The following is a 19,476-nucleotide window of genomic DNA, read 5'->3' on the forward strand; positions in this document are numbered from 1 at the left end:
GCCGAAGGCCGGATGAGGGGTTCTCTCCGCGTACTCATCCGCCCTTCGGGCACCTTCTCCCACAAGGGGAGAAGGCAAGAGGTGCCCATCGCAGTCATATGCGATAGCCCTGCCCCCACGGGGAGGGGAGCTGACCCGAGCGAAACCGCCCCCTAAGCCGCCTGCCGGCACTCCGCACAGCGGCCGCGCAGCTCGATCGTAGTCCGCTCCAGCCCGAAGCCGGTTTCCCCGGCCCAGGCGGCGAGCCGCGCTGTCACCTCAGGGTCGGCGAATTCGTCCACCCGCCCGCAGCCCGAGCAGATGGCGAAGGCCGCCGTGCCGCTGGCGCGCCCGTGGCAGTTGGCATCGGCGCAGCAGACGAAGGCGTTGAGCGATTCCAGCCGGTGCGCCAGCCCGTGCTCGATCAGCTTCTCCAGCGCCCGATAGACCTGCAGTGGCGCCCGCAGGCCCTCGTCGCGCAGCTTGTCGAGAATGTCGTAGGCCGAGAGCGGCGCCTCGGCATTGTTGAGCGTCGTCAGCACCAGTTCCTGGTTGCGCGTCAGGTCGCGCGGCCGCTCATGGTGGTGGGCTTCGTGGCTATGGGCCATGGCTCAGGCCTCCCGTCTGGCGCGCCATAAATGGACCGGCAGCGCGATGGAAATGAGGAACAGCGCAAGCGCCGCAACGACGATCGACGGGCCGCTTGGCGTATCGAAGCGGAGCGAGCCGAACAGCCCGCCCGCCACTGCCAGCGCCCCGACGCCGGCCGAGATCAGCGCCATCTGCTCGGGCGTGGCGCTCAGCCGCCGTGCGGTCGCCGCCGGAATGATCAGCAGCGCCGTGATCAGCAGCACACCGACGATCTTCATGGCGATGGCGATCACCGAAGCGAGCAGCAGCATGAAGACGATCCGCGTCACCTCGGGCCGCATGCCCTCGGCTTCCGCCACCTCGGCATTGACCGTCGCCGCCAGCAGCGGCCGCCACATCGCGGCGAGCACGGCGAGGATCACCAGGCCACCCAGGTAGATCACCACGATATCGCTGACCGACACGGCGAGGATGTCGCCGAACAGAAAGCCCATCAGGTCGACCCGGATACCGCTGAGGAACGCCACCACGAGGCCGATCGCCAGCGCCGAATGGCTGAGGATGCCGAGCAGCGCGTCGGTCGACAGCGTCTGCCGCCGTTGTAGCAGCAGCAGCGCCCCGGCGACGGCCGCGGCGATGATGAACACCCCGAGCGTCATGTTCACCTGCAGCACCAGGCTGAGCGCCACCCCGAGCAGCGCCGAATGCGCCATGGTGTCGCCGAAATAGGCCATGCGTCGCCAGACGATGAAGCAGCCGAGCGGCCCGGTCACCAGCGCCAGCCCGATCCCGGCGATCACCGCTCGGGTGAAGAAATCCTCAAGCATGGCGGTGCCCTTCATGGTCGTGTTCGTGCACATGCTCGTGTGCGTCGACGATCCGCCCGTCCGCCTCCTCGACCCGCCCATCGGGCAGGTGGGTATGGTCGTGGTGGTGCTGGTACACCGCCAGCGCATTGGCGGCGCGGGCGCCGAACAGGCTGAGATATTCCGGGCTCCGCGCCACCGATTCCGGCGTGCCACGGCAGCAGACATGGCCGTTGAGGCAGATCACCGTATCGGTCGCCGCCATCACCACGTGCAGGTCATGGCTGATCAGCAGGATGCCGCAGCCGGTCTCGTCACGGATCTTGCCGATCAGGTCGTAGAGCGCCACTTCGCCGGAGAAATCAACGCCCTGCACCGGCTCGTCCAGCACCAAGAGGTCCGGCTTCCGGATCATCGCCCGCGCCAGCAGCGCCCGCTGGAACTCGCCGCCCGAGAGGTGCTGCACCTCGGCATTGGCGAGGTGCGCCACGCCGGTCGCCGCCAGCGCCGCATCGATCTCGGCTCTGGGATAGCTGCCGGTCAGCGACATCAGCCGCCGCACCGTCAGCGGCATGGTCCAGTCGATCGACAGCTTTTGCGGCACATAGCCGATCCGCAGCCCGGCCTTGCGCGACACCGTGCCGGCATCGGGCTTCAGCACCCCGGTCACCAGCTTCGCCGTGGTCGATTTGCCCGAGCCGTTCGGCCCGATTAGCGTGACGATCTCACCCTTGCGGATCGTCACGTCGACGGCCTCGACCAGCCAGCGGCCATCACGCCGCACGCCGGCGCCGGCCACATCCACCAGCACCTCGTGCCCTCGATGTGCATCCATGAAATTCACGATTCCGTCTCTTGCTGACGTTCTACCATTACGTTATAGCGTAACACATCGATAGCGTAATGTCATAACATATCGCGTACTCGAGCTGTGTTTCAAACAGGGGTCTTCCGATGCAGAAACCGTTCTTCCTGGCGCTTGCTGCGGCGCTCAGCTGGCCCACCCTGGCGCTTGCCGAGGTGCCCAGCGTTGTCGCCACCATCAAGCCGCTGCATGCGCTGGTCGCCGCGGTGATGGGAGATCTCGGCACGCCGGCGCTCATCGTCAAGGGCGCCGCCTCGCCGCACAGCTACAGCCTCAAGCCCTCCGACGCGCAAGCGTTGCAATCGGCCAACCTGGTGTTCTGGACCGGTCACGGCCTCGAGCTCTTCCTCGAGGATTCCATCGACACCCTGGCGCCCAAGGCCACCATCGTCGAGCTGAGCAAGGCTCCCGGCATCGAGCTGTTGCCGCCGCGCGAGACCGGCACCTTCGAGCATCACGATCACGATGAAGCGGAGCACGGTGATGAGGCGGAGCCCGCCGGCGAGACGCATGAGCACGAGCACGGCGAGGAGCAGGATCTGCACTTCTTCCTCGATCCCGGCAACGCCAAGGTGATGGTCGCGGCCATCGCCGACAGTCTCGTCGCTGCCGATCCGGAGCATGCCGACATTTACCGCGCCAATGCCTCAAGGGAGACCGCCGACCTCGACGCCCTGATCGCCGAGACCGCGGCCAGCCTCGCCCCGATCAAGGATCGCCCCTTCGTCGTCTTCCACGATGCCTACCAGTATTTCGAGAAGCGCTTCGGGCTGAACGTCGCCGGCTCGGTCACCCTCAGCCCCGAAATCGCCCCCGGCGCCGACCGCATCAATGAGATCCGCGCGAAGCTGAAGACACTCGACGCGGCCTGCGTCTTCGCCGAGCCGGTGTTCGACCCGCGCATCGTTACCGTGCTCACCGAGGGCACCACGGCCAAACAAGGCGTGCTCGACCCCGAGGGCGCCAACCTCGATGAAGGCCCGGGCCTCTATCGCCAGCTGATCGAGAACCTCGCCACCAGCCTCAAGGCCTGCCTCGCGCAGTAGCCTGAGGGGGGGCGCCGCGCCACCCGGCGGCCCCTATCCCCTCGCTTTTTCGCCGACCGCCCGCGCGCCATCCGGCGCGCGAACCCTTCCGCTCGACCTCGATTTCACCTTGGGAGACTACCGATGCCGCGCCTGCTGCACCACCTGATCCTGCCTGCCATGGCCCTGTCCTTCTGCGCCACCCCCGCTTGGGCCGAAGAAGAGGCCACCTTCTGGCGGCTGTTCGTCGCCGACCACGCCAAGCCGCTCGTCACCGCCATTGACCTCGGCACCGACCAGATCGCCGGCAGCTTCGAGCTCGGCAGCCCGGCAAGCCTCTACACCACTCCGAGCAAGGCCGCCGTCTATGCGGTGCAGGGCGAGGCCGACCGTGTCTCCGCCATCGCTTCCGGCATCGCGCTGGGCGACCACGGCGATCATGCCGACCTCGACGTCAGTGCGCCCAAACTGCTCGATGCCGCCGTCGCCGGCGACAAGCCGGTGCACTTTGTCGAGCACCATGGCGACATCGCGCTGTTCTTCGATGGCGAAGGTGTCGCCCGCCTGCTCTCCGAGACGGACTGGCTTGCCGGCAATGCGGCGACCCGTGACCTGAAGGTTGCCGCCCCGCACCATGGCGTTGCCGCGCCGCTCGGCGAATACACGCTGATCTCGCGCCCCAGCGCCGAGGACCCAAAGGCGCTTCCCGTCGGCATCGATGTCTATGGCGCCGACGGCGCCACCATCGGCGATCTCCATGCCTGCCCGGACCTGCATGGCGAAGCCAGCTCCGGCGACACCCTCGCCATCGCCTGCGCTGCCGGCCTCTTGCTGGTGAAGGCGAGCAAGGACGGCCCGGAGCTGCAGCTGCTGCCTTATTCGGCCAGCCTGCCGGAGGGAAAAGCCACCACGCTGCTCGGCGGTGTCGCCATGCAGTATTGGCTCGGCAACTATGGCGCCGATCGCGTTGCCATCATCGACCCCTCGGCAGCCGAGCCCTTCCGCCTGGTTGATCTGCCCAGCCGCCGCGTCCACTTCGCCATCGACCCCGAGCGCGTGAAATATGCCTATGTCTTCACCGAGGATGGCGCATTGCACCGGCTCGATGTCGTCTCCGGCGCCATCGACAAGACGCTGCAGCTGACCGAGCCCTACTCGATGGATGGCGAGTGGAGCCTGCCGCGGCCGCGGCTTGCTGTCGCCGGCGACCACATCGCCGTCACCGATCCGCTGGCCGGCGCCATCCACCTCGTCGATGCCGAGAGCTTTGCGCTTGCCCGCGACATCGCGGTGGCCGGCGCCCCCTACAACATCGTCGCCGTCGGCGGCTCCGGCCACACGCACGAGTGATACATCACGCCCCGCCGCGAGGCGGGGGCCCCTCCCATCGAGCGAAACGTCATGAAACGTCTCCCCGTCACCGTGCTCTCCGGCTTTCTGGGCGCCGGCAAGACCACGCTGCTCAACCACATCCTCAACAATCGCGAGGGGCGCCGCGTCGCCGTCATCGTCAACGACATGAGCGAGGTGAATATCGACGCGACGCTGGTGCGCGAGGGCGGCGCCGAGCTGTCGCGGGCCGATGAGCAACTGGTCGAGATGTCGAACGGCTGCATCTGCTGCACGCTGCGCGGCGACCTGTTGCGCGAAGTCCGTGCCCTGGCCGAAGCCGGCCGCTTCGACTACCTGCTCATCGAATCGACCGGCATCTCCGAGCCCTTGCCGGTCGCCGCCACCTTCGAGTTCCGCGATGCCCTGGGTGACAGCCTCAGCGACATTACCGACCTCGACACCATGGTCACCGTGGTCGATGCCGCCAACCTCGCCGCCCAGTTCGGCTCCACCGATCCGCTTTCCGCCCATGGCGAGACCCTCGGTCCCGACGATGAGCGCAGCCTCGCCCACCTGCTGGTCGACCAGATCGAGTTCGCCGACGTCATCGTATTGAACAAGGTCGCAACCGCCACGCCGGAGGCGCTCGCCGCGGCGCGCCGCATCATCCGTTCGCTGAACGTCGGCGCGCGCGTCATCGAGACCGATTTCAGCCGCGTCGCCATCGACGAGATCCTCGGCACCGGCCGCTTCAACTTCGATCGCGCCGAGCAGCATCCGCTGTGGTTCAAGGAACTGAACGGCTTTGCCGACCACATTCCGGAAACCCTCGAATACGGCATCCGCTCCTTCGTCTACCGGGCGCGCCGGCCATTCAACCCGCTGTTGTTCAACGGCTTCGTCGCCCGGGCGCACCCTGGCGTCATCCGCGCCAAGGGGTTCTTCTGGCTCGCCACCCGGCCGCATTATGTCGGTGAACTGAGCCAGGCCGGCCAGTTGGTCTCGACCAGTCGACGGGGGCTCTGGTGGGCCGCCGTGCCGCAGCAACGCTGGCCCGACGATCCGCAGTGGGAAACCGCGATGTCGGCCTATCTCGACCCCATCTGGGGCGACCGCCGGCAGGAGCTGGTCTTCATCGGCACCGATCCGATGGATGAGGCGGCGCTGCGCCGGGCGCTCGATGACTGCCTGATCCCGGCGCGCGCCTTCACCCCATCGGCCTGGGAGCGCCTCCCCGATCCGTTCCCGGCCTGGTCGCCGGCCTGATGCAAATCCCGGCCCGGCGGAACATCTCGCCGCCGCCACCATTCCTCGTTCGAAACAGGACAACAAACATGTACGACGTCATCATCATCGGCGGCGGCTTTGCCGGCCTTGCTGCCGCAACCCAACTGGGTCGCGCCCGCCGCAAGGTGCTGGTGCTCGATACCGGCAAGCCACGCAATCGCTTCGCCGAACACTCGCATGGTTTCCTCAGCCGCGATGGCGCCGTGCCGGGCGAACTGCTCGCCGAGGCTCGCCGTCAGCTCGAAATCTACGGCACCGTAGAGCTCCGCAACGCCGAGGCCATTGCGGCGTCAGGTGCGCTCGACGGCTTCAGCATCGAACTCGCCTCACACCAGCAGCTGGCCGCGCGCCGGCTGATCATCGCCCACGGCGTCACCGACGATACCAGCGGCATTCCCGGCATGGCCGAATGCTGGGGCAAGACCGTGCTGCATTGCCCCTATTGCCACGGCTACGAGGTCGCCGATCGTCGCCTCGGCCTGATGCTGCGCGACGGCGATATCCTCGACCGCGCTCGCTTCTTTCAGGAGTGGACCAGCGACCTGACGCTGTTTGCCAATGGCGGCCCGGTCGATCCGATCGTCCGCGCGGCGCTCGCCGATATGCGGGTGAAGCTGGTCGAGGCGGCGCTGGTGCGCTTCGATCACCGCGATGGCGTGCTGCAATCGGTGGTGACCACCGCCGGATCGACGCCGCTCGACGCCATCTTCGTCCATGCGCCGATCCAGCTCGCCAGCAACCTCGGCCTCCAGCTCGGCTGCGAAACCAAGGCCGGAATGGCCGGCGATTTCTTCCTCGTCGATCACCTGCAGCAGACCAGCATTCCCGGCGTCTATGCCGCGGGCGATGCGGCGCGGCCCATGCACAATATCAGCTTCGCGGTCGCCGACGGGGCAGGGGCGGGCGTCTTCGCCCACCAGTCGCTGGTGGCTACTTCAGCGGCCCGCGGAAAATGAAGAAGGCCCCGGCGAAAATCAGCCCGAAGCCGACGGCGTGGTTCCAGGTGAGCTTCTCGCCCAGAACGAATACCGCGAAGCCGGCGAACACCGTGAGGCTGATCACCTCCTGGATGGTCTTTAGCTCCGCCGCTGTGTAGGCGCCGTAGCCGATCCGGTTGGCGGGCACCGCCAGCCAGTATTCCACCAGCGCGATGCCCCAGCTGACCATCACCGCCACCCACATCGCCATGTGCGGGAATTTCAGGTGCCCGTACCAGGCGACGGTCATGAACACATTGGAGCCGATCAAGAGGAGGATCGGCATCACCGTCTGGAAGGTGAAAGGCATTGGGGGCACCAGGGTCGAATCAGTTGGCTCGACCCATTGATCGCCGGGCCCCGTGGCGGCCGCAAGGCCGCTCAGTTCGGCCGGACCAGTGGTGTATCGTCGGCGCGAAAGGCGAACAACTGCTCCTGCCCACGCTGGCCGAGCGGCACGAACAGCGGCAGCGCCAGATCGCGCACCCGCCGCGCCAGCCAACCCTGTGCCTTCTTGGGCATGCCGCCCTGCCGGCCGAGCTGCACCGCCGCCTCCACCCGGTCCCGCCGCAATGCCTCGAAACGCCGAAAGGCGTTTTCAGGCGTCGCCTCCGCCTCGAGACAGGCCGCCAGCACCAGCGCGTCCTCGAGCGCCATCGATGCGCCCTGGCCCGAATGCGGGGTCACCGCATGCGCCGCATCGCCGATCAGGATCACCCGCCCCTTCGACCAGTAGGGCAGGCTCGGCACGTCGTAATCGGGATAGATCCGGCTCACCTGCGGCGCGGCAGCCGCGATGATCCGCCGGTTGACCGCGGGATCGGTGCGATGCAGCGCCTCGAAATACCCGGTCGCCGCCTGGCGGTCGATCAGTTGCGCCTGCTGCTCGTCGGCGGGAAAACTGTTGAACCAGTAGACCGGCCCGCCCGGGTCCTTGATGTAGCCGAAGAACGCCCGCCGCCCGAAGGTCATCAGCATCCGCCCATCGGTCGGCGCCACATCCGGCACATCGACGATGCCACCGCTCCCCAGCAGGCCGTTATAGGCAGGTGACGGCAGCCCGGGCATGGTGAGGCTGCGCACATTGGAGCGGAGGCCATCTGCCCCCACCAACACGTCGAAACTGTGCGTCACGCCGTCAGCGGTCGTCGCCGCCACCTCGGTCTCGAGGTTGGCGACCGCGCTTACCGGCGTCTCGAACTGGATCGGCACTCCGGCTGCCCGCGCCGCGGCCAACAGGATTTCGCCCAGCGCGCCGCGCCGGATCGTCACTGAAGGCGCGCCGAACTGTGCCGCATGGCGGGCATAGTCGACCGTGCCGAGCGCCCTGCCGTGTTCGTTGTGGAGGACAATGGCGCGCGTTTCGACCCCGTGCCGCAGCGCCTCCGCCGCGAGGCCAAAGCCGCGCAGCGCGTTCATGCCGTTGGGCGCCAGCGTCAGGAAAATCCCCTCGTCGATCACCTGTTTCTCGCTGCGCTTCTCGAAGACAACGGGTGCGAAGCCGCGCCTGACCAGTGCCAGGGCCAGGCCGAGCCCAGCGGAGCCGGCGCCAACGATACCGATGCGTGCTTTCATTCTTGCCTCACCTGCGCGACGCCGCATATCATGCGTCCGTCGTATTATTCGATGAGCATATAGTTAGATGATCGAAGTAAATTCGTCAAGCGACGCGAAGGCGGAGCTGGTCCAGCGGCTCGGCACGCTGATCGTGCGCTGGCAGGAAGCGACGCAGCGCTATGACGAGGAGGTGGGAGCGATGTTCAAGCTCGGCCCGGCCGAGCGCCTGTGCCTCAGCTTCCTCACCAGCGGTCCGCAAACCGCCAGCGCCATCGCTCGCGCCACTCGCCTCACCCCGGCCGCTGTCACCTCGCTGATTGACCGGCTCGAGGCGCGCAACTTCGTCCGCCGCCAACCCGATCCGCATGATCGGCGCAAGGTGCTGGTGGAACTCGCCGAGGCCACCACCGCCGTCATCGAGAAGGCCTACGCCCCGATGGCGATCGCTGGCGCCGAAGCGCTGGGCAAGCGCAGCCTCGACGAGCTGCGCCTCCTCACCGAGGTGATCGAGGAGGTCCTCGCCATCCAGAACCAGATGACCGAACGGCTGCAGTCGGGCCGGTGATCGTGCCCAGCTTCCGCCGCAAGGCCTGCCCAGACTCACCTGGCTCAGCTAGATTCGGCGGGTCAACGGAGGTCGACAATGCGTGCGCTGGTCCTGTTTCCCCTGTTGCTGTTGGCGGCGCCCGCCCTGGCTGCCGACATCGTCTGCGAGGGCCCGTTCGCCGGTGACAGTTCCGAGGCGCGGCTGATCGAAGCCTTCGGCAAGGACAATGTGGTGACTGGTGATGTCCCGGGCCCCGAGGGCTCTACCGTGCTCGCCACCACCATCTTCCCAAACGATCCCGCCAAGACCATCGAGTTCGGCTGGTGGGACGAGGAAAAGCACGAGCGCATCGCTTACTTCACCGTGCCGCCGGGTGACACCGCGCCGGGTGGCCTCAAGCAGGGCCTGACCGTCAAGGAAGTTGAAGCCCTGAATGGCGGGCCGTTCCAGCTCTACGGCTTCTTCTGGGATTATGGTGGCGCCGCCAGCTTCGAGGGCGGCAAGCTCGCCCCGCCCGAGGGTGGCTGCTCGGTCAGCGTCCGCTTCGCCGTCGGCGACTATCCGGCCGACCTCAATGTCGATGCCATCTCCGGCGACATGCAGATCTCGTCGAGCGAGCCGCTGCTCGAAAAGGTCGATGCGCGTGTCGATACCGTCACCGTCGGCTACCCCGATTCCGCTGCCGCGGAAGATTGACCGCGCCCCCTCCTGCGGCGTAACGATAACCCCACGTTGGTTCCTCAACCCCGTTCGGGCGAGGGGATCAAAAGGGAACACGGTGCGGCGTACCCATCAGGGACCAAATCCGTGGCTGCCCCCGCAACTGTAAGCGGCGAGTGCCTCCGACTATGCCACTGCCATCCTTTGGGATGTTGGGAAGGCCGGAGACCACGGTGACCCGCGAGTCAGGAGACCTGCCAGCGTCCGGGAGTGTTTCAGGAAAAGTTGTCAGACTTTTCCGGTTCGAAACGCGACCCCCGGAAAGAGCTCGGGCGATACGCCCACTTTCATCCGCACGGAGGGTGCAGGCTTATGAATACTCAGGTCCAGACGGCGTCGGTCGCCCGTCTTTCTGTCTCGCAACGGCTCATCGCAGGTGTGCTGGCATTGTTTATCGGCTTCGTCCTCGTCGGCGGCGTCGGTTTTGCCAGTGACATGGCGATCCACAATGGCGCGCACGATACGCGCCATGCGCTTGGCTTCCCCTGCCATTGAGCTGACTCAGCTCTAAGCACACGAGACATCGATGAAACTCTTCCAGCGAATCTTTTTCGCTGCGGTCCTTGCCGGACTCGCAGCCGGCTTGGCCATGAGCGCCGTGCAGCAATGGCGCGTCGCGCCGCTGATCCTCGCCGCCGAAGTCTACGAGAACGCCGCCCCCGAGGCGCCGGCCGTCGCCGAGCACAGCCACGAGGCCGGCACGCCCGCGCATGAGCATGCCGAAGCCGCGCCGGCCCACGAGCATGACGAAGACGCCTGGGCGCCGCAGGATGGCGCCGAGCGCATCGCCTACACCGTGCTGGCCAACCTCCTCGGCTGCATCGGCTTCGCCTTCGTGCTCGCTGCCGTCTCCGTGCTTTCCGGCATCGAGATCACCGCCCGCAATGGCGTGATCTGGGGGCTCAGTGGCTTCATCGCGTTGCAGCTCGCCCCGGCCCTTGGCCTGCCGCCGGAACTCCCCGGCATGCCCGCTGCAGATCTCGTCGCCCGCCAGGTCTGGTGGGTCGGCACGGCGCTCGCCACCGGCGCCGGCATCCTCGCCATCGCCAAGCTCCACAACTGGACCGGCATCGTCATTGCAGCCGTGCTGATCCTCGCGCCGCACGTCATCGGCGCACCGCAACTGGTCGGTGAACACGCCACCGCCGTCCCCGCCAATCTCGCGACCAGCTTCGCCGCGGCGACCCTCGCCACCGGCGCGCTGTTCTGGCTGATCGTCGGCCCGCTGTTCGGCTGGCTCAACGAGCGCCTCGCCAGGTCTTCCGCCTTCGCCCTGAAAGGTGCCCACGCATGAGCAAGATCCCCGTTACCGTCATCACCGGCTTCCTCGGCGCCGGCAAGACCACCCTGGTCCGGCACCTCCTCGCCCATGCCAGGGGCAAACGCATCGCGCTGATCATCAACGAGTTTGGCGAGCTCGGCGTCGACAAGGAAATCCTCGCCGGCTGCGGTGATGAAACCTGCCGCGAAGAGGACATGATCGAGCTGAGCAATGGCTGCATCTGCTGCACCGTCGCCGACGAGTTCATCCCCACCATGCAGGCGCTGCTCGAGCGTGAGGATCGCCCCGACCACATCGTCATCGAGACCTCCGGCCTGGCGCTGCCGCAGCCGCTGATCCGCGCCTTCAACTGGCCCGAGATCAAGTCCGAGGTGACCATCGACGGCGTCGTCACCGTCGCCGACGCGGCGGCGCTCAGCGAAGGCCGCTTCGCCAATGACGAACAGGCGGTCGACGCGCTCCGTTCCGCCGACGCCATGCTCGACCACGAGACGCCGCTCGGCGAGCTGTTCGAGGATCAGCTGATCGCTGCCGACATGGTGATCCTCAACAAGGCCGACCTCGTCACCGACGCCCAGCTCGACACCATCGAAGCCCACCTCAAGGCCGAGATGCGTCCGGGCACCGGCGTGGTCCGCGCCCGCAACGGCCATGTCGATGTCGCGGCGCTGCTCGGCATGGGGCTCTCGACCGAAGACAACCTCGCCGGACGCGAGAGCCATCACGAGCTCGAGCACGGTGGCGAAGGCCACGAGCACGATGATTTCGATTCCTTCTCCGTCACCCTCGACGGCGTCACCAGCAAGGATCATCTGCTCCAAACCATCGAGGCGACCATCCGCGCCCATGACGTGCTCCGTCTCAAGGGTTTTGCCGCACTCCCCGGCGCCCCGGCCCGTCTCGCCATCCAGGCGGTTGGACCGCGCGTCTCCGCCTATTTCGACCGGCCGTGGAAGCCGGGCGAGGCGCGTCGGACCGCTCTGGTGGTGATCGGGGAATCGCCGCTCGACCATGCGGCGATCACCCGGAGCCTCGAGGGTGCCATCGCGGCTGCGGCCTAACTGGCGGCGACGACCTGTGACGCGGGCCGGATCGCTTCGGCCCGCCACGCCAGCCCGAACAGCGGGCGCAGCGGTGGCACGCGCTTGATCGCCTCGGTCAGCACCACGCAACCGACAACCGTTGCGACGGTGATGATGCCGGCCTCCAGTCCCACCGGCAGCAGCAGGCCGCCGACCCAGAACCCTACGGCCACGATGAGGGTCTGATGCAGGATGTAGTACGGGAACACCGCCTCGGTGAGGAAGCGCAGCACGGGACCGCTGCGGTTGAGGTAGCGCTGCGCCAGCCCCAGCATCGCAACGATCGCCGCCCACATGAACACCGTGCGCGCCAGCGTCATCAGCGTCGTGAGGCCCTCGTCGGCGCGCACCGTGCCCCAGTTGAGCCGGGCCACGGCCAGCACCAGCAGCAGCCCGAGAGCCAGGGTGATCGCCGAGCCGAGGTGCCGTTGCACCGCCCCCCAGAATGCCGGGCTTTTCGCCGCGAACCAGCCGATCAGCACGATGCTGAACAGCTCCGCATGGTTGGCCCAGTCATTGTAGAAGGCGTGCGTCGAGGGGAAGTGCGGCGCCAGCAGCCACTCGTAACCGAGGAAGGGCAGCAGAGGCACCAGCAGCAGGCGCCAGCCCAGCGCGCCGCGCCCCAGCCAGCCGAACAGCGCCTCCGCCGCCCCATCGAGCGCTCTGAGCAGCGGCAGCAGCGCCACCACGACGAGCGTATAGGCAAGGATGTAGACCACGTACCACAGGTGGTTCCAGGTCGGCGTCAGGATCGAGAACTCCATGTCGAAGTCGAGATACTGGCCGTAGAACGCCCAGAAATCCGCGCCGGTCTCGCCCTTCCTGTAGAGCTCGAAATAGGCTTGTGGCGCGCACACCACCAGCATGCCGAAGACGATCGGCACGAACAGCCGCATGAAGCGCCGCGGCACGAACTGGCGCAGCCGGCTCCTGTCGATGGCGAAGCGCAGCGCTATGCCCGAGATGAGGAACAGCAGCGGCAGCCGCCACGGGTTGATCAGCGCCATCACCGGCTCCAGCCAGGGCCCGGCATGCGGGCTTTTCACGTGCCAGCCCCACGTCACGTAGAACATGCCGATGTGGTAGAAGATCAAAAAACCGAAGGCGATGACGCGCAGCCAGTCGAGATCGTAGCGGCGCTCCGAACCGATGGCGGGAAGGGTCTCTGCTGACATGATGGCTCCAGCCTCTGAGCGATTTGCGAGGTGTTCAGGGCTAGGGCAGGGCGCCGCCTTGTCCTACCGCGCTGGTGCAAGCGGCAGGCCGGTGGGACGAGCGGCGACGCGTGCCGGCAGCAATGGGGCCAGCGGCGGCCAATGGGTGACCAATGGCGGCTGATCTCACCGGCGAGGCCGCACTGGAGCGCCGTGTCGCGCGCCGCGTCTGGGTCATCATGACGCTGTTCCTGATCGCCATCGGCGTCCTCAACGCTCTCGGCATTCTCACCGAGGCGCAACGTGAGGGCCGGGTGCTCGACCCTCGTGTGCCGTTCATCCTCGAGTTGACCAGCGTCCTTGCCATGGTGGCGCTGGCGCCGCTGGTCATCCTGTTCGAACGCAGCGTGCCTTTCACCGCCGAGACCTGGCGCTCGGCCCTCCTCTGGCACGCGCTCGGCAGCATCGTGTTTTCGCTGCTGCACATCGCGCTGTTCATCGTGCTGCGCACCGGCGCCTACTCGGTGATCCTCGGCATGAGCTACAGCTTCTTCACCGACCTCCCCACCGACCTGCTCTACGAGTACCGCAAGGACATCTTCCCCTATTCCGTGCTGATCCTGATGCTGGGCCTGCAGCGCAGCCTCGAGGAGCATCGCCGCGAAGCTGAAGCGGCGCGGGCCGACGCCCGGCAGACCGGCAAGCTCACCCTCAAGGCCGGTGGTCGCACCATCTTCCTCGATGCCGCCTCGCTCGATTGGGCCAGCGCCGCCGGCAACTATGTCGAGATCCGCGCCAATGGCGCCACCCACCTTGCCCGCATCAGCCTTGCGGCGCTCGAGCAGCTGTTGAGCGATGCCGGCGTCGATGTCGCCCGGGTGCACCGCTCGCATCTCGTCAATCGCGCCAAGGTCCGCGAGATCGCCCCGGTCCGCGACGGCGATTTCACCATCCGCATGGCCGATGGCTCCGAACTCCGCGGCTCGCGCCGCTATCGCCAGGAGCTTGCATAATGGCCCGCAACATCTGGCTGTTCGTCGTCTCGCTGTTTATCGGCCCCGCCATCGGCGCCCTGGTGTTCTTCGCCTTCGCCGTCATCACCGACGGCATCATCGTGCATGCCGCCGGCCAGTCGGCCTCGAACTTCCTCGACGAGAACTGGCCGATCATCCTCATCGCGGCCTATACCCTCGGCGCCATACCCGCCGCCATTGCCTCGGTCATCATCATGCTCGTCAGCCGCTTCCTGCCGCAGCTCTGGCAGCGCCTCGTCGCCGGCCCGGTGATCGGCGCCCTGGTCAGCGCCGCGGTCATCGGCCTCTTCCTGTTTTCCGACGACGTCAGCTCGGTCGATGATGTCATCATCATCAGCGGTGTGGCGCTCACCGGCGCCGTATCGGCGTTCTGCTGCGTCGGCCTGATCGAGCTTTGGCACCCGCTGCCGAAGCGCTCGGCTCCGGTGACCTGATGCACCTGCTCTCCGCCCAGGCCGGTGCCCTGCAACAGGAAGGCGAGGCCATCGATCTCGCCCAGTCCCCGGCGCCGATCATCTTCGCCTCCGCCGCCGACAGCGAACTGGCTATGCTGGCCGGCGCCGCCGACCGCGCCGGCATTTCCGACCTGCGCCTCGCCAACCTCTTGCGGTTGAGCCACAACCTCTCGGTCGACCTGTGGCTCGACCAGACCGTGCAGCACGCCAGTCTGGTCGTCGTCCGCCTGCTCGGCGGCCCGGCCTACTGGCAGTATGGCGTCGACGAGCTGACCGCCCTGGCGCTGAGCGGCAAGATCCAGCTCGCCCTCCTCCCCGGCGACGCCAACCCCGACCCGATCCTGCAACAGCGCTCCACCATCCACCCCGACGACTGGACCAGGCTCCACAGCCTGTTCACCGCCGGCGGCCCGGACAATGCCGATACGCTGCTCAAGGCCTTCGCTGAGCTCGCGCAGTCGTCGTCCTCCCGCTCGCAGGGAGGCAAGGGTGGGGGGAGCCCCGCGCTCGAACCGGGCAGTTCGGCGCCAAAACCCTTCCACCGCTTCGGCCTCTGGCACCCCAAGCACGGCATACTCGAGGCGCTGCCGGCCTCGCCGCATCCGAACGTGCCCATCCTGTTCTACCGCGCTGCCCTCGAAGGCGCCGGCACCGGAACGCTCGAAGCCCTGATCGCCGAACTCGAAACCCGATCCCTCTACCCCGTCCCCATCGTCGTCTCGACGCTGAAGGAAGGCGCCTGCATCCGCTTCGTCCAGGCGGCTTTCGCCACGTATCCCCCCGGCGTTATCCTCAACCTTACCGGCTTTGCCCTCGGCCTCGACGGCCTCGACGACAAGCAGAACCCCTTTGCCGGCACCGATGCTCCGGTGATTCAGCTGCTGCAGGGCGGCCGCCCCGAAGCGCAGTGGGCCGCCGATATCCAGGGCCTCACGGCGAAAGACCTCGCCATGCAGGTGGTGCTGCCCGAGCTCGACGGCCGCATCGGCATGCTGCTGGTCGGCCACAAGCACGACGCCGTCTGGCACGAGCGCACCCAGTGCCCACTCTCCGCCTACGCCCCCGACCCCGACGGCATCCGCCGCGCCGTCACCCTGGCCAAGAACTGGACCACGCTGCGGGCCACGCCGCGCGCCGATCGGCGGGTTGCGGTGGTCCTCGCCAACTACCCCATTCGCGACGGCCGCCTGGCCAACGGGGTGGGCTATGACGCGCCGCAGTCGACGGTGGAGATTTTGAAGGTTCTTGAGGGAGCGGGGTATCGCTTCGGCCCCTCACCCGGCGCTGCGCGCCACCCTCTCCCTCAAGGGGAGAGGGGCGATGTGGCACGATCCAGCCCCGGCCTTCCCTCTCCCCTTGAGGGAGAGGGTGCCTCGCGTAGCGAGGCGGGTGAGGGGCAGTTTCCGCGCGACGGCAACGACCTGATTGCCTTGCTCCAAGCCGGCCCCACCAACGCCCATCCGGAGCGCGGCACCGGCATCCCGTTTCCCGTGAATCGCTACCGTGAGCTGTTCGCCACGCTCCCGGCCAAGATCCAGTCGGAAGTCACCGCCCGCTGGGGCGACCCTGCTGCCGATCCGTTCGTGCATGGCGACGGCGCTAAATGCGCCTTCCATCTCCCGGCGATCCGCCTCGGCAACGTCGCCATCCTGGTTCAGCCGGCCCGCGGTTACCACCTTGACGAAACTGCCAGCTATCACGATCCGGACCTCGTGCCGCCGCACGGCTATCTCGCCGCTTATCTCTGGCTGCGGCACGAGTTTGCGGCCCATGCCGTGATCCACAACGGCAAGCACGGCAATCTCGAGTGGCTTCCCGGCAAGGCCACCGCGCTCGACGCCGCGTCCTATCCCGCCGCGCTCTGGGCCGAGCTGCCGCAGCTCTACCCGTTCATCGTTAACGATCCCGGCGAAGGCACCCAGGCCAAGCGCCGCACCGGCGCGGTGATCATCGACCATCTGGTGCCGCCGCTGACCCGCGCCGAAACCTACGGCCCGCTCAAGGACCTCGAGGCGCTGCTCGACGAGTATTATGCCGCCTCCGGCATGGACCGCCGCCGCCTCGCCGGGCTCAGGAAGCGCATCCTCGATTTCACCCGCGACGCGCGCCTCGACCGCGATATCGGTCTCGTCCCGGATGAGTTCGAAACGCTGAAGCGCATCGACACCTTCCTCTGCGACCTGAAGGAAGCCCAGATCCGCGATGGCCTCCACATCTTCGGCCAATCCCCCACCGGCCGCCTCGAGCGCGACCTGATCGTCGCTCTCGCCCGCGTGCCGCGCGGCGAGACACCGGGTGAAGCATCGCTCATCCGCGCCCTCGCCGATGACCTGAAACTCGGCTTCGACCCGCTGACGGCGGACCTCGGGGCGCCGTGGACTGGGCCGGTGCTGGCTGCGCCCACCCTCCCAACCTCCCCCGCAAGGGGGGAGGCGCCGTTCGGTGGAGTCGGCGCGATCTTGCCACAAACACCGGCCGGCACCCTCCCCCTTGCGGGGAGGGTTGGGGAGGGGGGCGCCCCTCGCACCGTCGGCGACGTGGTCGAACACCTCGAGAACCTCGCGGCCGACCTCGTCAGCGGTCACACTCCCGACGCCGATTGGCTCGCAACTGCGGCCGTGCTCGAAACGATAGAACACGTTATCCGTCCGCGCCTCGCCGCCTCCGGCCCCAGCGAGATCGCCTCGCTGCTCCTCGGCCTCGACGGCCGGTTCGTCCCGCCTGGTCCCTCCGGCGCGCCGTCGCGTGGCCGTCTCGACGTGCTGCCCACCGGGCGCAACTTCTACTCGGTCGACATCCGGGCGGTGCCCACCCCGACCGCCTGGGAGCTTGGCCGGAAATCCGCCGAGAACCTGCTGGTCCGTCATTTCCAGGATCACGGCACGCCGCTCCGTTCCCTCGCCCTGTCCGTCTGGGGCACTGCCAATATGCGCACCGGCGGTGACGACGTCGCCCAGGCCCTCGCCTTCATCGGCGCCAAACCGGTATGGGACCCGTCGTCGCTCCGCCTCTCCGGCTACGAGATCATCCCGCTGGCCAAGCTCGGCCGCCCGCGCGTCGACGTCACCCTGCGCATTTCCGGCTTCTTCCGTGATGCCTTCCCGGCCCAGATCGCGCTGTTCGACAAAGCCGTCCGCGCCATCGGCGCCCTCGATGAGCCCGAGGACCAGAACCCGATTGCCGCCCGCATGCGCACCGACGCGCTGGAATTGATGAGATCCGGCGCCGACGATCGCACCGCGGCCCTCAGCGCCGGCCACCGCATCTTCGGCTCGAAACCGGGCGCCTATGGTGCGGGCCTGCAGGGCCTGATGGATTCGGGCAACTGGGAGAGCAAGGCCAATCTCGCCGAGGCCTTTCTCAACTGGGGCCAATACGCCTATGGCGCCAATGCCGATGGCACGCCCGAGCGCGATCGTTTCGCTGCACGCCTCTCCGACATCGAGGCGGTGGTCCACAACCAGGACAATCGCGAGCACGACCTGCTCGACAGCGATGATTACTACCAGTTCGAGGGTGGCCTCGCCGTCACCGCCGAGACCCTGACCGGCCGGGCCCCCGCCGCCTATCACAACGATCACTCTCGTCCCGAGCGGCCGATCGCCCGGACGCTGGCCGAGGAGATCTCGAGGGTAGTGCGCTCCCGCGTCGTCAATCCGAAATGGATCGATGGGGTGAAGCGCCATGGCTACAAGGGTGCCTTCGAGATCATTGCCACCGTCGACTACATGTTCGCCTTCGCCGCGACCACCGGCGCCGTCCAAACCCACCATTTCGACCTCGCCTTCGAAGCCTTCGTCGAAGACGACGTGACGCGCCGGTTCATTCAAACCAACAATCGCTTCGGCTATGACGAACTGATCGAAAAGTTCAACGAAGCCCGACGGCGCGGCTTCTGGAGCCCACGTTCCAATTCCGCTTTCGCCTATCTCGAGGACACTTGATGACCGACAAAGCCCCCAAGAAGACCGACCTGATGAGCGAAGCCGAGCGCGACGCCTATCACGCCGAAAAGATGCGGAAGAAGAAGGAGGCGCGGAACAAGATCCTCGCCACCAAGACCGAGGAGCGCGGCCTGCTCATCGTCCATACCGGCAAGGGCAAGGGCAAGTCGACCGCCGCCTTCGGCATGGTGTTCCGCGCCATCGGCCACGGCTTCAAGGTCGGTGTGGTGCAGTTCGTCAAGGGCGCCTGGAGCACCGGTGAGCGCGACGTGCTCGACAGGTTTCCCGACCAGGTGACCATCAAGGCGATGGGCGAGGGCTTTACCTGGGACACCCAGGATCGCCAGCGCGATCTCGCCGCCGCTCGCGGCGCCTGGGAAATGGCCAAGGAGCTGATCGCCGACGAGAGTTTTAAGCTCATCCTGCTCGACGAGCTCAACATCGTGCTGCGCTACGACTACCTGCCGCTCGATGAGGTGCTCGAAGTGCTGCGCAACAAGCCGCGCGACACCCACGTCATCGTCACCGGCCGCAATGCCAAGGACGAGATCATCGAATTGGCTGACCTCGTCACCGAAATGACCGAGATCAAGCACCCGTTCCGCTCTGGCGTGAAGGCGCAGGCGGGGATCGAGTTTTAGGGGGCGCGCCGCACGCACCGGCCCCATCTCCCCTCGGCGGGGGAGAAAGCGAAAACTTGGGCTTAGCGCAGCTAAGTCCTTAGTTTTCGCCAGAGAGGGGGTCGCGAGGAGGCACTGTGGCTCCGCATCCCCTCTCTTGCGATTTCTAAGGGCCTAGCGAGGGCTAAGCCCTTAGAAATCGCTTTCTCTCCCGCAAGG

18 protein-coding genes, 1 pseudogene and 1 riboswitch are annotated in these 19,476 nt (G+C 67.1%); of the genes and pseudogenes, 13 read left to right on the plus strand and 6 right to left on the minus strand.

Features of this window, described 5'->3' with window-relative positions; genetic code table 11:
• Nucleotides 1-152: 152 nt before the first annotated feature.
• The 3 genes and pseudogenes from ASC68_RS06615 to ASC68_RS06625 all read right to left on the minus strand — a co-directional run.
• Complete coding sequence (locus tag ASC68_RS06615; RefSeq protein ID WP_055876704.1) at nucleotides 153-587, minus strand: Fur family transcriptional regulator; 435 nt, start codon at nucleotides 585-587, stop codon at nucleotides 153-155.
• A 3-nt stretch (nucleotides 588-590) separates the two neighbouring features.
• Complete coding sequence (locus ASC68_RS06620; protein WP_082527964.1) at nucleotides 591-1,430, minus strand: metal ABC transporter permease; 840 nt, start codon at nucleotides 1,428-1,430, stop codon at nucleotides 591-593.
• A gap of 10 nt (nucleotides 1,431-1,440) precedes the next feature.
• Nucleotides 1,441-2,211 (minus strand): annotated as a pseudogene (locus ASC68_RS06625) (metal ABC transporter ATP-binding protein); the annotation flags it as partial.
• Between the two features lie 119 nt (nucleotides 2,212-2,330).
• On the opposite strand from ASC68_RS06625, the gene ASC68_RS06630 reads away from it, so the two are divergent.
• The 4 genes from ASC68_RS06630 (at nucleotide 2,331) to ASC68_RS06645 (ending at nucleotide 6,841) form a co-directional block, all read left to right on the plus strand.
• Entirely contained in the window at nucleotides 2,331-3,287 is a 957-nt protein-coding gene (locus ASC68_RS06630) for a zinc ABC transporter substrate-binding protein (protein ID WP_055876710.1), read from the plus strand.
• Nucleotides 3,288-3,410: 123 nt separating this feature from the next.
• On the plus strand, nucleotides 3,411-4,616 hold the full coding sequence (locus ASC68_RS06635; RefSeq protein WP_055876713.1) for a metallochaperone AztD: 1,206 nt from the start codon (nucleotides 3,411-3,413) through the stop codon (nucleotides 4,614-4,616).
• 51 nt (nucleotides 4,617-4,667) lie between these two features.
• Nucleotides 4,668-5,864: a GTP-binding protein gene (locus ASC68_RS06640; RefSeq protein WP_055876716.1), complete on the plus strand. Its 1,197-nt coding sequence runs from the start codon at nucleotides 4,668-4,670 to the stop codon at nucleotides 5,862-5,864.
• Nucleotides 5,865-5,932: 68 nt separating this feature from the next.
• A complete protein-coding gene (locus tag ASC68_RS06645; RefSeq protein WP_055876718.1) occupies nucleotides 5,933-6,841 on the plus strand; it encodes an NAD(P)/FAD-dependent oxidoreductase in 909 nt (302 codons plus the stop codon).
• On the opposite strand, the gene ASC68_RS06650 is transcribed toward ASC68_RS06645, so the two are convergent.
• Together ASC68_RS06650 and ASC68_RS06655 are read right to left on the minus strand one after the other, a co-directional pair.
• The gene (locus ASC68_RS06650; RefSeq protein ID WP_055047697.1) at nucleotides 6,816-7,172 is read right to left on the minus strand and encodes a DMT family protein; all 357 of its coding nucleotides are present in this window, start codon (nucleotides 7,170-7,172) and stop codon (nucleotides 6,816-6,818) included. The two genes, ASC68_RS06645 and ASC68_RS06650, sit on opposite strands and share 26 nt — an antisense overlap.
• Nucleotides 7,173-7,243: 71 nt before the next feature.
• The gene (locus tag ASC68_RS06655) at nucleotides 7,244-8,437 is read right to left on the minus strand and encodes an FAD-dependent monooxygenase (RefSeq protein ID WP_248310501.1); all 1,194 of its coding nucleotides are present in this window, start codon (nucleotides 8,435-8,437) and stop codon (nucleotides 7,244-7,246) included.
• A 67-nt stretch (nucleotides 8,438-8,504) separates the two neighbouring features.
• Here ASC68_RS06655 and ASC68_RS06660 point away from each other — a divergent pair, with 67 nt between their 5' ends.
• The 5 genes from ASC68_RS06660 to cobW all read left to right on the plus strand — a co-directional run bounded on the left by ASC68_RS06660 (nucleotide 8,505) and on the right by cobW (nucleotide 12,029).
• Nucleotides 8,505-8,984: a MarR family transcriptional regulator gene (locus tag ASC68_RS06660; RefSeq protein WP_082527967.1), complete on the plus strand. Its 480-nt coding sequence runs from the start codon at nucleotides 8,505-8,507 to the stop codon at nucleotides 8,982-8,984.
• Between the two features lie 78 nt (nucleotides 8,985-9,062).
• Entirely contained in the window at nucleotides 9,063-9,662 is a 600-nt protein-coding gene (locus ASC68_RS06665) for a hypothetical protein (RefSeq protein ID WP_055876723.1), read from the plus strand.
• Between the two features lie 20 nt (nucleotides 9,663-9,682).
• Nucleotides 9,683-9,903: riboswitch (cobalamin riboswitch) on the plus strand.
• Between the two features lie 95 nt (nucleotides 9,904-9,998).
• Entirely contained in the window at nucleotides 9,999-10,181 is a 183-nt protein-coding gene (locus ASC68_RS06670; RefSeq protein WP_055876724.1) for a CbtB-domain containing protein, read from the plus strand.
• A gap of 31 nt (nucleotides 10,182-10,212) precedes the next feature.
• Entirely contained in the window at nucleotides 10,213-10,980 is a 768-nt protein-coding gene (locus tag ASC68_RS06675; RefSeq protein WP_055876725.1) for a CbtA family protein, read from the plus strand.
• Complete coding sequence (cobW, locus tag ASC68_RS06680; RefSeq protein WP_055876728.1) at nucleotides 10,977-12,029, plus strand: cobalamin biosynthesis protein CobW; 1,053 nt, start codon at nucleotides 10,977-10,979, stop codon at nucleotides 12,027-12,029. The genes ASC68_RS06675 and cobW overlap by 4 nt, the downstream gene beginning before the upstream one ends.
• Here the strand turns inward: cobW and ASC68_RS06685 are convergent.
• The gene (locus ASC68_RS06685) at nucleotides 12,026-13,225 is read right to left on the minus strand and encodes an acyltransferase family protein (RefSeq protein ID WP_055876731.1); all 1,200 of its coding nucleotides are present in this window, start codon (nucleotides 13,223-13,225) and stop codon (nucleotides 12,026-12,028) included. The two genes, cobW and ASC68_RS06685, sit on opposite strands and share 4 nt — an antisense overlap.
• Before the next feature lie 152 nt (nucleotides 13,226-13,377).
• Here ASC68_RS06685 and ASC68_RS06690 point away from each other — a divergent pair, with 152 nt between their 5' ends.
• The 4 genes from ASC68_RS06690 to cobO are packed head-to-tail and all read left to right on the plus strand — an operon-like array spanning nucleotide 13,378 to nucleotide 19,278.
• Nucleotides 13,378-14,217, plus strand: coding sequence for a LytTR family DNA-binding domain-containing protein (locus ASC68_RS06690; protein ID WP_055876734.1), 840 nt, complete (start codon nucleotides 13,378-13,380; stop codon nucleotides 14,215-14,217).
• Nucleotides 14,217-14,672: a hypothetical protein gene (locus ASC68_RS06695; protein WP_055876737.1), complete on the plus strand. Its 456-nt coding sequence runs from the start codon at nucleotides 14,217-14,219 to the stop codon at nucleotides 14,670-14,672. The genes ASC68_RS06690 and ASC68_RS06695 overlap by 1 nt, the downstream gene beginning before the upstream one ends.
• Nucleotides 14,633-18,637: a cobaltochelatase subunit CobN gene (locus ASC68_RS06700; protein ID WP_248310502.1), complete on the plus strand. Its 4,005-nt coding sequence runs from the start codon at nucleotides 14,633-14,635 to the stop codon at nucleotides 18,635-18,637. The genes ASC68_RS06695 and ASC68_RS06700 overlap by 40 nt, the downstream gene beginning before the upstream one ends.
• Entirely contained in the window at nucleotides 18,637-19,278 is a 642-nt protein-coding gene (gene cobO, locus ASC68_RS06705; RefSeq protein WP_055876740.1) for a cob(I)yrinic acid a,c-diamide adenosyltransferase, read from the plus strand. The genes ASC68_RS06700 and cobO overlap by 1 nt, the downstream gene beginning before the upstream one ends.
• Nucleotides 19,279-19,476 lie beyond the last annotated feature (198 nt).

Source organism: Devosia sp. Root105 (assembly GCF_001424865.1).
Classification (GTDB): domain Bacteria; phylum Pseudomonadota; class Alphaproteobacteria; order Rhizobiales; family Devosiaceae; genus Devosia_A.